The organism is Kaistia geumhonensis, assembly GCF_030815145.1.
GTDB classification, from domain to species: Bacteria; Pseudomonadota; Alphaproteobacteria; order Rhizobiales; family Kaistiaceae; genus Kaistia; species Kaistia geumhonensis.
In genome coordinates, this window is sequence record NZ_JAUSWJ010000001.1 from 2,265,887 (window position 1) to 2,279,645 (window position 13,759).

The following is a 13,759-nucleotide window of genomic DNA, read 5'->3' on the forward strand; positions in this document are numbered from 1 at the left end:
CGCGGCTGAAAAGCGTCAACGCTGCCTGCAAGGGTCGCAGCCTCTCCCCGCCCGACATGGCCAATCGATTTGAACGCGATCCACCGGGAGGCTAAGACAAGGCCGGGAGGACCGGCGGGAGCGGAGGCGTCCGCCGGCCGGTCGAGATATCCGCCGCGACGGAGGAGGGAGCGAATGCCGCTCGAACATGCGGACGAGAATCCGCGCATTCCCTATCAGTATCCGAACCCGCCCGATGCGCTTGCGGAGATCGTGATCCCGAAGGCGATTCCGGAGGACGACCGGCTTTGGGTGCCGCAGGCCGACAATGTCTGGTTCCGGCCGCTCTGCCTCAACCGCTCGCAGGGCTACTGGATGAACCTCCTGAAGGTCCGGAAGGCCGGCGTGCTGTCGCGACACCGCCATCCGCAGTCGGTGCACGGCTTCGTGCTGAAGGGCCGCTGGCACTATCTCGAGCATGACTGGATGGCCGAGGAAGGCAGCTACGTCTTCGAGCCGCCGGGCGAGACGCACACGCTCGTGGTGCCGGAGGGCGTCGAGGAAATGATCACCTATTTCCAGGTCAACGGCATCATGTACTACGTCGACCCGTGGGGGAGGCCGCTCGGCTACGAGGACGTCTTCACCAAGATCGACATGTGCCGCCGCCATTTCGCGGATGTCGGCCTCGGCGCGGATTTCGCCGACCAGTTCATCCGCTGACGGCCTCCCGCCGCCCTCCACCCGAAAGACAGGTCAACGCATGGGCTTCTGGCCAACGGACTGCTTCGCCGGCAGACGGATCCTCGTCGTCGGCGGCACGTCGGGGATCGGCGCAGCCATCGCCGACGCCTTCCTCGCCGAGCGTGCCGAGGTCGTCGTCACCGGCGCGACCGAAGGCGAGGTCGCGGCCGTTCCGCCGCGCGCGGGCCTCTCGGCGCGGCGGCTCGACATCCGCGACGGCGAGGCGGTGAAGGCCTTCGTCGGCGGCCTCGGCTGGCTGGATCACCTCGTGAACTGCGCCGGGGTCATCCGACGCGGCGAGGAGCTGGATCCGGAGGTCTTTGCCGCCGTCATCGACATCAACCTGACCGGTGCGATGCGCGTCGCGGCGGCGGCGCGGCCGCTGCTCGCCGAGGCGAAGGGCACGATCACCAACACGGCATCGATGCTCGCCTTTTTCGGCGGCGGCCTCGTGCCAGGCTATGCCGCCTCCAAGGGCGGCATTGCGCAGATGACCAAGTCGCTCGCCATCGCCTATGCCGGGGACGGCATCCGCGTCAACGCGATCGCGCCCGGCTGGATCGCGACGCCGCTGACCAAGGCGCTGCGAGACGACCCGCAGCGGAGCGAGGCGATCCTCTCCCGCACCGCGCTGAAGCGCTGGGGCGAGCCGGCCGACCTCGCTGGCGGCGTCCTCTACCTCGCCTCGCCCATCGCCTCCTACGTCACCGGAACGGTGCTGGTCATCGACGGCGGCTACATGGCCGTCTGACGGCCGGGCGTCTCTTCTTTGCTCCCGCCGCCCCGTCAGCCGAACCGCCGCAACCGCACCAGCAGCGCCAGGGACATGACGGCCAGGGCCGCCCAGGTCAGCACATAGACGAGGTGGTTGTTGGCGAAGCGCACGACCGTGAGGCCCGTGACCGGGCCGTCCGGCTCGGGCGGGGTGACCTCGAAGGCGTCGACGAAATAGGGCGCGACATTGGCGAGGCCCGCCGCGCTGGCCATCGCCGCGACGTCGCGCGAGTACCAGCGCCCGGCTGCCGGATCGTTGCTGCGCAGGAAACCGCCGCCGGGCTCGGTCATGCGAAGGAGGCCGGTCACGGTGACCGGACCCCGCGGCGCGTGCGCGGCCTCGGGCGGAAGTGCCGGCACGAAGCCGCGATTGACATAGACCGTGAAGCCGGCGTCCGTTTCCAGCGGCGCCAGCAGCCAGTAGCCCGGCCCGCGCTCCGTCACTGCCTTCACCGGGGTTCCGGGATAGGCCAGATAGCGACCCGTCACGTGAACGCGGCGATATTCGTCGCCGGAGCGAGTGATCGACGGCCAGGCCGCGGGCGGCGGCGGGGCGACGGGTTCGGCATGGATGCGCGCCTCGACGCGCGCGATGAGGGCGAGCTTCTCCGACCGCCGCTCGACCTGCCAGACCGCGAGGCCGGCGAAGACCAGCGTCGCGACGAGGAGGAAGAGCGCCAGCGCGCGCCGCCTGCCCCGCCCCGCAGCCGGCGCCTCGCTCACGGCATCTGGCTCATGTCGTGGCCGGGCATCATGTTGACGTTGAGATGGTACATGACCCAGAGCGAGCCCGTCAGCGCGATCACCACGATGATGATCGTGAAGATGAGCGCCAGCATCGTCCAGCCACCCTCCGAACGGGCGTTCATATGGAGGAAGAACACCATATGGACGACGATCTGCACGATGGCGAAGCCGAGCACGACGATGGCCGTCGCCGTCGGGCTGGCGAAGACGCCGCCCATGACCAGCCAGAACGGGATCGCGGTCAGGACGACCGAGAGCAGGAAGCCGATCACATAGCCCTTGAGCGAGCCATGCGGCTCGCTCTCGTCATGATGGGCATGCGGCGCGTCGGCGGCCGCGGCGTGGACGTCGGTGCTCATCGCAGCATTCCCAGGAGATAGACGACGGTGAAAACGCCGATCCAGATCACGTCGAGGAAGTGCCAGAACAGCGAGAGGCACATCAGCCGGCGGCGATTGGCGGCGACGAGGCCGTAGCGGCCGAGCTGGACCATCAGCGTCACCAGCCAGACGAGGCCGAAGGTGACGTGCAGGCCATGCGTGCCGACCAGCGTGAAGAAGGCGGAGAGGAAGGCGCTGCGCTGCGGCGTCGCGCCCTCGGCGATCATGTGGTGGAACTCGTAGAGCTCGATCGAGAGGAAGGCGAGGCCGAACAGCGCCGTCACCGCGAGCCACAGCTGCGTCGGTCGCACCTGGCCCCGCGCCATGGCCAGCATCGCGAAGCCATAGGTGATCGAGGAAAAGAGCAGCATGGCCGTGTTGAGGGCGACCAGCGGCAGGTCGAACAGATCCTTCGGCGAGGGCCCGGCCGCGAAATTGCCGCCGAGCACGCCATAGGCGGCGAACAGCATCGCGAAGATGAGACAGTCGCTCATCAGATAGACCCAGAAGCCGAGCATCGTGCTGCCGCCCTCGGCATGCGCATGTTCGTCCTCGAGGTGGAACACGGGCGCCTCGCCCGCTGTCGTGGCGGTCGCGATGCTGGTCATGCCCGGGCTCCCTCGGCGATCAGCCGCGTGCGGGCCGCCTCGGTGCGCGCGACCTCCTCGGCCGGAATGTCGAAGGACTGGTGGTAATCGAAGGTGTGCGCGATCGCGACGGCGAGGATCGCGATGAAGCTCAGCACGGCCAGCCACCAGATATACCAGACGAGACCGAAGCCGAGCGCCACCGAGAGCGCGGCGAGGATGACGCCGGTCGGCGTGTTCTTCGGCATGTGAATCGGCTTGAAGCCGGCGAGCGGCCGGCGATAGCCGCGCTCCTTCATGTCCCACCAGGCGTCGTTGTCATGCACCACCGGCGTGAAGGCGAAGTTGTAGGCCGGCGGCGGCGAGGCGGTCGCCCATTCCAGCGTGCGCGCGTTCCAGGGATCGCCGGTCGTGTCGCGCAGCTGATCGCGGCGGAGGATGCTGACGCCGATCTGGATCAGGAAGGCGAGGATGCCAAGCGCGATCAGGAAGGCGCCGAAGCCCGCGATCACGAACCAGATCTGCAGCGAGGGATCGTCGAAGACGCGCATGCGCCGGGTGACGCCCATGAGGCCGAGCAGATAGAGCGGCATGAAGGCGGCGTAGAAGCCGGTGACCCAGAACCAGAAGGACAGCTTGCCCCAGAACGGATCGAGCTTGAAGCCGAAGGCCTTGGGGAACCAGAAGCTGATGCCGGCGAAGAGGCCGAACAGCACGCCGCCGATGATCACGTTGTGGAAATGGGCGACGAGGAAGAGCGAGTTGTGCAGCACGAAATCGGCCGGCGGCACGGCGAGCAGCACGCCGGTCATGCCGCCGATCACGAAGGTCAGCATGAAGGCGAGCGTCCACATCATCGGCAGCTCGAAGCGGATGCGGCCGCGATACATCGTGAACAGCCAGTTGAACATCTTCGCTCCCGTAGGGATCGAGATGATCATGGTCGTGATGCCGAAGAAGGAATTGACGCTGGCGCCCGAGCCCATCGTGAAGAAATGGTGCAGCCAGACGAGATAGGACAGCACGGTGATGACCACCGTCGCGTAGACCATCGACGTATAGCCGAAAAGCCGCTTGCCCGAGAAGGTCGACGTGACCTCGGAGAAGATGCCGAAGGCGGGCAGGATCAGAATATAGACTTCCGGATGGCCCCAGATCCAGATGAGGTTCACATACATCATCGGATTGCCGCCGAAGTCGTTCGTGAAGAAGTTGGTGCCGACATAGCGGTCGAGCGCCAGCATCGCGAGAACGGCGGTGAGGACGGGGAAGGCGGCGACGATCAGGACATTGGTGCAGAGCGAGGTCCAGGTGAAGACCGGCAGGCGCATCATGGTCATGCCCGGCGCGCGCATCTTCACGATGGTGCAGAGGAGGTTGATGCCGGAGAGCGTCGTCCCGACGCCGGCTATCTGCAGGCCCCAGATGTAGTAGTCGACGCCGACATCGGGACTGTAGGTGATGCCCGAGAGCGGCGGATAGGCGAGCCAGCCGGTCTTGGCGAACTCGCCGACGAACAGCGACATCATCACGAGGACGGCGCCGCCGACCGTCATCCAGAAGCTGAAATTGTTCAGGAACGGGAAGGAGACGTCGCGGGCGCCGATCTGCAACGGCACGACGAAGTTCATGATTCCGGTGACGAGCGGCATCGCCACGAAGAAGATCATGATCACGCCATGTGCCGTGAACACCTGGTCGTAGTGATGCGCCGGCAGGTAGCCCTCGGAGCCGCCGAAGGCCATGGCCTGCTGCAGCCGCATCATGACGGCGTCGGCGAAGCCGCGCAGCAGCATGACGATGCCGAGCACCATATACATGATGCCGATCTTCTTGTGGTCGACCGAGGTGAACCACTCGCGCCACAGATAGCCCCAGAGGCGGAACCATGTGATGGCGCCGACCAGCGCGATGCCGCCCGTCGCCACCACGGCGAAGGTGGCGACGAGGATCGGCTCGTGGAAGGGCAGCGCGCTCCAGGTGAGGCGGCCGAACAGGAAGCTCGTGGCGGCGGGGACGGCGGATGGATCGGTCATGCGAGGCGTCTCGCTTACGAATTACGGTCGGGGATGGCGGGGGTGCGCAACAGGGTCGTGTCGAGCCGGGCGGGCGTGAAGCCGGGGCGCTGGAGGCCGGCGCCGACCAGCGGCGCGAGGTCGGCGGGCAGCGCCTCGGCCACGCGCGGCTCGTTGGCCGTCAGCTCGTCGATGGTGCAGATGCCGGCCACGAAGGACGAGGGCGGCCCGAAGATGGCGCCGCGGCGCTCGAACTTGTCATAGGCAAGGCGCGGGATGACGTTGTCGATGCCGGCGAGGCCGAGGCCGCCGCGGCTGTCGATCGCGGCCATCTCGCTCATGCACATCTTGCCGGGCTCGACGCACATGTTGAGCACCGCCTGGAACAGCGCCGGATCGACGCTGGCGAAATGCTGCACGGGCACGTTCTCGCTCGGTTTCTCCAGTTCGAGATAGGCGGCGCGCGTCAGCGGCCTGTCGGCATTTCTGAGCACGCCGACCCAGCGGTCGAAATCGGACGGCTCCATGCCGTGGAAGGCGAAGCGCATGCCCGAGAAGCCGGCGCCGCTGTAATTGGCGGAGAAGCCCTCATAGGCGCCGACGCGGTTGATGACGGCGTGCAGCTTGGTCTGCATGCCCGGCATCGCGTAGATCTGGCCGGCGAGCGCGGGGATGTAGAAGGAGTTCATCACCGCCGACGAGGTGATGCGGAAGCTGATCGGGCGGTCGACCGGCGCGGCGAGCTCGTTCAGCGAGGCGACGCCATATTGCGGGTAGATGAACAGCCACTTCCAGTCGAGCGCCACGACCTCGACCTCGAGCGGCTCGGTCTTCTCGGCGATGGGCTGGCCCTTGGCGACGCGCGACAGCGGCCGGTATGGATCGAGCAGATGGGTGTCCATCCAGGTCAGCGCGCCGAGGCAGATGATGATGAGCAGCGGCGCGCCCCAGATCACCAGCTCGAGCTCGATCGAGTGATCCCATTTCGGCCGGTAGGTCGCGGTCTTGTTGCCCTGCCGGTAGCGCCAGGCGAAGAGCACCGTCAGCGCCATCACCGGGATGATGACGACGAGCATCAGCAGCGTCGAGACGATCAGGAGATCGCGCTGCCGCCAGGCGATGTCGCCTGCGGGGTGCAGCACGACGAAATCGCAGCCGCCGAGGGCGAGGAGGACGGGCAGAGCGAGGAGGAACCGGAAGCGGCGCAAGACGACAACCCTTTGCTGAGGTCGGCGGATGAGCGAGACCTAGGCCAGGCGGCCGCAGCGCGGCATTGGACAGTTTGTCCAATCCCGCAGCGCACAACGACGCGCCAAAACCTTCCGGCGAACGATCCTGAGACAAGGGAGCGGTGCGGCCACGCGCTGCTGCGGAACGATGACGGACATGACCGCGACTGAGGCCAGCCACCCCGAGAGCGGGCCGGACGGACAGCATGCGGTGCGCCCCGGCGAGATCGTCGTCGGCGTCGTGATCGGCCGCGCGTCGGAGTTCTTCGACTTCTTCGTCTATGCGATCGCCTCGGTGATCGTGTTCCCGCGGCTCGTCTTCCCGCATCTCGATCCGCTCGACGGCACGCTCGCCTCCTTCGCGATCTTCGCGCTCGCCTTCATCGCCCGCCCCTTCGGCACGGCGCTGTTCACCGCCATCGACCGCGCGCATGGCCGCGGCGCGAAGATGACCTCGGCGCTGGTGCTGCTCGGCACCTCCACGGTGGCGATCGCCTTTCTTCCCGGCTACGACCAGATCGGCGTCGCCGCGATCTGGCTGCTGGCGCTGGCGCGCATCGGCCAGGGCCTCGCGCTCGGCGGCACATGGGACGGGCTCGCCTCGCTGCTCGCGCTCAACGCGCCCGAGGGCCGGCGCGGCTGGTATGCGATGATGCCGCAGCTCGGCGCCCCGGCCGGGCTGATCGTCGCCAGCGCTCTGTTCGCCTTCTTCGTCGCCAATCTCTCCGCCGACGATTTCTTCGACTGGGGCTGGCGCTACCCCTTCTTCGTCGCCTTCGCCATCAATGTCGTGGCGCTGTTCGCGCGCCTGCGCATCGTGCAGACGCCGGACTACCGCGCCCTCTACGAGCGCGATGAATTGCAGGCGCGCTCGGTGACCGAGACGCTGGGCGCCGAGGGACGCAATGTCGCGATCGGCGCCTTCGTGCCGCTCGTCAGCTTCGCGCTCTTCCATATGGTGACGGTGTTCCCGCTCTCCTGGGTGTTCCTCTTCACCCGCGAGGGGCCGGCGCGCTTCCTCGTCATCGAGGCGATCGGCGCCATGTTCGGCGCGCTCGCCATCGTCGTCTCCGGCATCGCGGCCGACCGGATCGGACGGCGCCGCCTCCTCGCCGGCTTCGCCGTCGTGATCGCGGTCTTCAGCGGCTTCGCGCCGCAACTGCTCGATGCCGGCTTCTGGGGCGAGCTGACCTACATGATCGTCGGCTTCGTGCTGCTCGGCTTCGTGTTCGGCCAGTCTTCCGGCGCCTTCGCCTTCCGCTTCGCCCGCGTCTACCGATACACGGCCTCGGCCATCACATCCGATTTCGCCTGGCTGTTCGGCGCCGGCTTCGCTCCGCTGGTGGCGCTCGGCCTCTCCAGCCAGTTCGGCATCGCCTCGTCCGGCGCCTATCTTCTCTCGGGCGCGGCGGTGACGCTCGTCGCGATCTATGCGACCGGCCTGCCGGGTCCGCGCCAGCAGCGCGACTGACGCCGGGCTATTTCACCCGCCATTTCTCGAGCTTGCGGGCGAGCGTGCGGCGATGCATGCCGAGCCGGCGCGCCGTCTCGGAAATATTGAAGCCGGAATCGGCCAGGGTCTCGTGGATGCGCTCCCATTCGAGATTCTTGAGCGAGGTCTGGCGCTGCGTCAGCGGCACCGAGACGTCGCCGCCCGCCCGTTCGAAAGCCGCGATGACATCGGCGGTGTTGGACGGCTTCGGCAGATAGTGGCAGGCGCCGAGCTTGATGGCCTCGACGGCCGTCGCGATGCTGGCGAAGCCCGTCAGCACGACGATGCGCATCTCCGGGTCGTGGTCGTGCAGCAGCTTGACGCATTCGAGCCCCGAGCCGGAGGCGAGCTTCAGATCCACCACGGCATAGCCGGGGCTGACGCGCTGCAGCGCCGCCCGCACGCCCTCGACGCCATCGCACTGCTCGACGGCATAGCCGCGGCGCTCGAAGGACCGGCGCAGCGCCTTGACGAAGGCCGCGTCGTCCTCGACGAGCAGAAGATTACGCTCCGCTTCCATCCTCATCCTTCAAGGCCAGGGCCCGCAGCGGCAGGGTCAGCCGCACCGTCGCGCCACCCTCCGGATTGTTGACGGCGACGACGGTTCCGCCGAGCTTGCGGACCACATTCACCACGAGGAAGAGGCCGAGACCCGAGCCCGGCCGGTTCTTGCTTGAATTGTAGGGCTTTCCGAAGGACTTCAACCTCTCCTCGGGGAAACCGGGGCCGGCGTCGCGGATCCCGATCACGACGTCGCCGCCGATGCGGCGCGCCGTGACGCCGACGAAGTCGGGCGAGGCCTCGCGGGCATTGTCCAGCACATTGGCCAGCACCTGCTTCATCGCCGCGTCGGAGACGATCGGGATATCGGGCTCGATCTTCGCCTGGTAGTCGAGCCGGCCGACGGGGCGCGAGAGGCGCCATTCCGCCACCGTCTCGTCGAGGAAGCGACCGAGCGTGGTGCGGACCGTGCCCTCGCCGCGCATGTCGCCCGAAGACAGCAGGATGCCCGAGACGATCGCCTTGCAGCGGTCGAGCTCGGCCTGCATCTCGGCCAGTTCGCCGGAAAGCGCCGGGTCGGAGGCGATCGCCGGCATCTGCTGCCAGTCGCCCATGATGACGGAGAGCGTCGCGAGCGGGGTGCCGAGTTCGTGCGCCGCGCCGGAGGCGAGCAGGCCCATGCGGACGACATGATCTTCTTCGGCGAAACGCTGGCGCAATTCGGCGACATAGGCGTCGCGCGCCCGGAGGTTGCGCTGGATGCGGCCGACGAAGACGACGACGAGGATCGCCGCCAGCACGAAGCTGATCAGCATGCCCTGGATATGCAGAGCGAAGATGCGGTCGCCATGCCCCTCGGCGCTGCCATGCCCGCCGGGAACGACCAGTTCGCGATAGGTGTCGCTGAGCAGGATGAAGCAGCCGGTCGCCACGGCGACGACGATCCAGACCGCGAGCCTGTCGAGCAGCACGGCGGCGAGGATCACCTGCAGCAGATAGAGCGAGATGAACGGGTTGGTCGCGCCGCCGGTCAGGTAGAGCTGCATGGTGAGGGCCGCCACGTCGAGCAGCAACTGCATCATCAACTCGGCCGAGGTGATGCCCGTCGTGATGCGGTAGCGCAGCAGCGCGAGGAGGTTGAGGCCCGCCAGCGCGCCGAGAACGACGAAGAGCTGGACGAGCGGCAGCGTGATGCCGAGCACGAAGGCGGCATAGAGGATCGTCACCACCTGGCCGAGCACCGCCAGCGCGCGAAGCTGGATCAGCAGCAGGAGGTTCTTGCGGTTGGTCGTCTCGGCCGTACCGGCGAGAAGGGTCGTCGCTGAGGGTTCCGCCATGGGGACGTGGCTGCCTCGTCTGATGTGTCTCACCCGCACGCCGGCCGGGGATGCATGGCGGGGGTGGACCGTTCGACCTATAGGCATCGACGGCGGGGAATGCTAGCAACTGTCCCGTCGTCGTTCCCTCCGAGTTCAGCCGGTGGCTCCAGCCTTCCTCCCACGCCGCAATGCCCTGGTCGCGCTCGTCGCGGCCTATGTGCTGCTGCTGCAGGCGGTTCTCGGCTCGCCGGCGCTCGGGGCCGCGGCCGATCCGCTGCGCTTCGATCCGCTCGGCGTCATCTGCGCGACCCACGAGACGGCCGCGGGCGACAGCCAGAACGATCCCGCGCACAAGCCGCATCTGCCGGATTGCTGCTTTGCCGGCTGCCTGATGATGGGCGCGGCGGCGCTTGCCGCCGAAGCCGCGCCCGCCTTCCGGCCGCCGGTCAGGATTGGCCGCCTCGCAGCGCCGACGCCTGCCGACATCCTGCCGGCGCCGCGCTACGCCTCCGGGGCCAATCCGAGGGCGCCGCCTCTTCCTGCCTGAACCAGAGACGCCATCGTCCGGACCGCCGCCATGTCAGGCGCCGTCCCGCCATCCGCGGGCGCGCATCGAGGCTGCGCCCGGCTCGCTCTCATACGGCGAGACCGCTCGATCCCGGCACGCTCGAAGGCGGCCGCATGGACCGGCGCGTCGAGCCCGTTCATCAGGACAGATTCATGAACTTCCTCAAGACCCTCACGCTCGCCTCCGCTCTTCTCGCCCTCGCGGCCGGACCGGCGCTGGCCCATGTCACGCTCGAGGCGCCCGAGGCGGCGGTGCCCGGCTCCTACAAGGCCGTGTTCCGCGTCGGCCATGGCTGCGAAGGCAAGCCGACCATCAAGATCCGCGTACAGATCCCCGAGGGCGTCATCGCCGTGAAGCCGCAGCCGAAGCCCGGCTGGACGCTGGAGAAGGTGAAGGGCGCCTATGCCAAGTCCTACGACTATTACGGCACGCCGACCTCGGAGGGCGTGAAGGAAGTCGTCTGGACCGGCGGCAGCCTCGCCGACGACGAATATGACGAGTTTGTGCTGCGCGCCTATCTGACGGGCGATCTCAAGACCGGCACCGTCCTCTATTTCCCCGTCGTGCAGGAATGCCCGGACGGCGCCGCCGAGCGCTGGATCGAGATTCCGGCCGCCGGCAAGGTCGCCGACGATTACGAGTCGCCCGCCCCGGGCGTGACGCTCGTTCCCAAGAAGTAACGGCACCCGAGGCACGCGCCCCCGGCGCGTGCCTCCCTTCGAGGGCGACGGCGCATGACTGACGTTCCAACCGACCGGCGCGGCGCGGCGCCGCTGATCCGCATGCTCGCGCTGGCGATGCTCGCGCTCGCGCTGCTCCTTCCCTCGCACCGCGCCTTTGCCCATGCGGCTTTGGTGGCCGCTGTTCCAGCCGACGGGGCGGTGGTGGCGACGGCGCCGGGCGCCTATTCGCTGCGCTTCAGCGAACCCGTCTCGCCGCTCGTTCTGCGACTCGTCCGGCCGGACGGATCGAACACCCTTCTCGACCGCTACGCGCTCAACGACGCGACGCTCGACATCGCGGCGCCGGCCGATCTCGGCGAGGGCACCCATGTTCTTTCATGGCGGGTGATCTCGGAGGACGGCCATCCGGTCGGCGGCTCCGTCGTCTTCTCCATCGGCGCCCCCAGCGCCGGAGGGGGTGCCGAACCGCAGGAGGCGCCGGATCTCGCGCTCGGCGCCGCCATCTGGGCCATGCGCGGCCTTCTCTATGTCGGCCTTTTCCTCGGGGCCGGCGGCGCCTTCTTCATCGCCTTCATCGGGGGCCGCCGGGCAACGCCGGTCGTGCGTGCGCTGGCCTGGGCCGGCCTCCTCGCCGCGCCGCTGTCGATCGGACTGCTCGGCGTCGACGCGCTGGCGCTGCCGCTCTCGGGGCTCGGAGCGCCGATCGCCTGGCGCACAGGCTGGTCCACGAGCTACGGCGCGACGGGCCTCCTCGCCGCGATCGCGCTCGTCATGGCGCTGCTCTCCCTCTCGCTGGCCGCGCGGGGCGCCCGCCTCTTCGCGGCGCTGTCGCTGATCGGCGTCGGCGTAGCGCTGGCGGCGAGCGGTCATGCCAGCGCCGCCAGCCCGCAATGGCTGACGCGGCCGGCCGTGTTCCTGCACGCGGTCGGCATCGCCTTCTGGGCCGGCGCCCTGCTCCCGCTCGCCGCCGCGCTCCGCGAGGGCGGCGAACCGTCGGCGCGGACGCTGCGGCGCTTCTCGCGGGCGATCCCCTTCGCGGTGCTGCCGCTCGCCGCCGCCGGCATTGCGCTCGCCGTGGTGCAGGTGGAGACGCCGTCGGCGCTGTGGACGACCTCCTATGGCCGCGTGCTGCTGGCGAAGCTTGCCCTGCTCGCCCTGCTGTTCGCCCTCGCCGCGCTCAACCGGCTGCGTCTGACCGCGCCGGCCGAGCGGGATGATCCGCGCGCGCGCAGCCGGCTGCGGCGCTCCATCGCCGCCGAACTCGTTCTGGTGCTGGCGATCTTCGGGACCGCGGCGCTCTGGCGCTTCACCCCGCCGCCGCGCGCCCTCGCCGAGGCAGCGGCCGAGCCGGCGTCGATCCATATCCACGCGGCCGATGCGATGGCCGATCTCAGCCTGACGCCGGGCCATGCCGGAACGGTGGCCGCCGCGATCTCGGTCATGACCGGCGATTTCGGGCCGCTCGACGCCAAGGACGTGACGCTCGTCCTCGCCAATCCCGCCGCGGGCATCGAGCCGATCCGCCGCAAGGCCGTGAAAGGCTCGGACGCCGTCTGGCGCATCGACGCGCTCGCCATCCCGATCGCCGGCCGCTGGCAGGTGCGCATCGACATCCTGATCGACGACTTCCGCATGGCAAAGCTGGAAGACGCCATCGAGATCCGGCCGTGACGACATGACGGCTGAGGCTTGACAGGGGGGCGCTGGCGGCGCCTGTTCCCTCTCGCGCATGGTGTCCTTCGGCGAGGCGACTCGTCGAAGGGTGAAACGGGAACGGGGAAGGACCATCCGGTCCGAAGCCCCGACCGCCCCCGCGACTGTGAGCGGTGAGCCGTCCCCCAGATGCCACTGGACGATCCTTCGGGATGTTCCGGGAAGGCGGGGGGCGTGCGGTGACCCGCGAGTCAGGAGACCGGCCAGGCGCATGACTCAACCCGCAGCCGTCGGGGAAGACGGCAAGGAGAACTGGAATGCATATCGAACCCGGCCTCGTATCGCCCGACAAGATCTGGCTCAGCTATGTGACCGGCGCGGCCGCCGGCGCCTACGCCCTGAAGCTCGCGGCGGACAGCATCCGCGCGCGGGGCGCCGTCTCGCTCATCGGGCGCAGCGCCGCCGCGACCGCGCTCGTCTTCTCGTTCTTCGAGGTGCTGCCGCATGTGCCGGTCGGCGTCTCGGAGGTGCATCTCATCCTCGGCTCGACGCTGTTCCTCATCTTCGGCGCCGCGCCGGCGGCGCTCGGCCTCGCGCTCGGGCTGCTGCTGCAGGGCCTCACCTTCGCGCCGTTCGACCTGCCGCAATACGGCATGAACGTCACCACGCTGCTGGTGCCGCTGTTCGGTCTCTCGATGCTGGCTGGCCGCGTCATCGCGCCCGGCACGCCCTATGTCGAGCTCCGCTATCGCCAGGCGCTGGCGCTTTCGACGGCCTATCAGGCCGGCATCGTCGCCTGGGTCGCCTTCTGGGCGTTCTATGGCCAGGGCTTCACGGCCGAGAACACCGCCGCGATCTCCACCTTCGGCGGCGCCTATCTGCTCGTCATCGTCGTCGAGCCGCTCGTCGATCTCGCCGTTCTCGCCTCCGCCAAGGCGCTCAAGGGCCTGCGCGGCAATCCGCTCCTCGAGCGCCGCCTGTTCGAGACCGCCTGATCTGGCGGCCTGACACGACGGGTGGCCGGCCGGACGGCCGGCTACCCGGTTCGCCGCTATGGCATTCCTTCCGCCCCGCTCCATTTCGTTGCA

General features: G+C 68.6%; 14 protein-coding genes and 1 riboswitch. Of the genes, 7 read left to right on the forward strand and 7 right to left on the reverse strand.

What is annotated here, in order from left to right; genetic code table 11:
- Positions 1–174 precede the first annotated feature (174 nt).
- Positions 175–702 carry a 2,4'-dihydroxyacetophenone dioxygenase family protein gene (locus QO015_RS10775; RefSeq protein WP_266279495.1) on the forward strand — a complete coding sequence of 176 codons (528 nt, stop codon included), beginning with the start codon at positions 175–177 and terminating at the stop codon, positions 700–702.
- A gap of 40 nt (positions 703–742) precedes the next feature.
- Positions 743–1,474 (forward strand): SDR family NAD(P)-dependent oxidoreductase, encoded by a 732-nt coding sequence (locus tag QO015_RS10780; protein WP_266279494.1) that lies wholly within the window; start codon positions 743–745, stop codon positions 1,472–1,474.
- A gap of 35 nt (positions 1,475–1,509) precedes the next feature.
- Here QO015_RS10780 and QO015_RS10785 read toward each other — a convergent pair whose 3' ends face one another.
- Genes QO015_RS10785 through cyoA form a run of 5 tightly spaced genes read right to left on the reverse strand, consistent with a single transcriptional unit; the run spans position 1,510 to position 6,434 of the window.
- A complete protein-coding gene (locus QO015_RS10785) occupies positions 1,510–2,220 on the reverse strand; it encodes an SURF1 family protein (protein ID WP_307289755.1) in 711 nt (236 codons plus the stop codon).
- Positions 2,217–2,603, reverse strand: a complete 387-nt coding sequence (gene cyoD / locus QO015_RS10790) for a cytochrome o ubiquinol oxidase subunit IV (protein ID WP_266279493.1) — start codon at positions 2,601–2,603, stop codon at positions 2,217–2,219. Before cyoD ends, QO015_RS10785 begins: the two co-directional genes overlap by 4 nt.
- Positions 2,600–3,232 (reverse strand): cytochrome o ubiquinol oxidase subunit III, encoded by a 633-nt coding sequence (gene cyoC / locus QO015_RS10795; protein ID WP_266279491.1) that lies wholly within the window; start codon positions 3,230–3,232, stop codon positions 2,600–2,602. The genes cyoD and cyoC overlap by 4 nt, the downstream gene beginning before the upstream one ends.
- On the reverse strand, positions 3,229–5,247 hold the full coding sequence (gene cyoB, locus QO015_RS10800) for a cytochrome o ubiquinol oxidase subunit I (protein WP_266279490.1): 2,019 nt from the start codon (positions 5,245–5,247) through the stop codon (positions 3,229–3,231). The genes cyoC and cyoB overlap by 4 nt, the downstream gene beginning before the upstream one ends.
- A 14-nt stretch (positions 5,248–5,261) precedes the next feature.
- Positions 5,262–6,434: a ubiquinol oxidase subunit II gene (gene cyoA / locus QO015_RS10805; RefSeq protein WP_266279489.1), complete on the reverse strand. Its 1,173-nt coding sequence runs from the start codon at positions 6,432–6,434 to the stop codon at positions 5,262–5,264.
- A 178-nt stretch (positions 6,435–6,612) separates the two neighbouring features.
- Here cyoA and QO015_RS10810 point away from each other — a divergent pair, with 178 nt between their 5' ends.
- Positions 6,613–7,926: an MFS transporter gene (locus QO015_RS10810; protein ID WP_266279488.1), complete on the forward strand. Its 1,314-nt coding sequence runs from the start codon at positions 6,613–6,615 to the stop codon at positions 7,924–7,926.
- 7 nt (positions 7,927–7,933) lie between these two features.
- Here QO015_RS10810 and QO015_RS10815 read toward each other — a convergent pair whose 3' ends face one another.
- Positions 7,934–8,467, reverse strand: coding sequence for a response regulator transcription factor (locus tag QO015_RS10815; protein ID WP_266279486.1), 534 nt, complete (start codon positions 8,465–8,467; stop codon positions 7,934–7,936).
- Entirely contained in the window at positions 8,451–9,785 is a 1,335-nt protein-coding gene (locus QO015_RS10820; protein WP_266279485.1) for an ATP-binding protein, read from the reverse strand. Before QO015_RS10820 ends, QO015_RS10815 begins: the two co-directional genes overlap by 17 nt.
- A gap of 142 nt (positions 9,786–9,927) precedes the next feature.
- Between QO015_RS10820 and QO015_RS10825 the strand changes: the two genes are divergently transcribed.
- The 4 genes from QO015_RS10825 (at position 9,928) to QO015_RS10840 (ending at position 13,666) form a co-directional block, all read left to right on the forward strand.
- On the forward strand, positions 9,928–10,314 hold the full coding sequence (locus QO015_RS10825) for a DUF2946 family protein (RefSeq protein ID WP_266279484.1): 387 nt from the start codon (positions 9,928–9,930) through the stop codon (positions 10,312–10,314).
- Between the two features lie 173 nt (positions 10,315–10,487).
- Entirely contained in the window at positions 10,488–11,015 is a 528-nt protein-coding gene (locus QO015_RS10830) for a YcnI family copper-binding membrane protein (RefSeq protein ID WP_266279482.1), read from the forward strand.
- 54 nt (positions 11,016–11,069) lie between these two features.
- Positions 11,070–12,689: a copper resistance CopC/CopD family protein gene (locus QO015_RS10835; protein WP_266279481.1), complete on the forward strand. Its 1,620-nt coding sequence runs from the start codon at positions 11,070–11,072 to the stop codon at positions 12,687–12,689.
- A gap of 42 nt (positions 12,690–12,731) precedes the next feature.
- Positions 12,732–12,953, forward strand: a riboswitch (cobalamin riboswitch).
- Positions 12,954–12,988: 35 nt separating this feature from the next.
- Entirely contained in the window at positions 12,989–13,666 is a 678-nt protein-coding gene (locus QO015_RS10840; protein ID WP_266279480.1) for an energy-coupling factor ABC transporter permease, read from the forward strand.
- Positions 13,667–13,759: the final 93 nt, after the last annotated feature.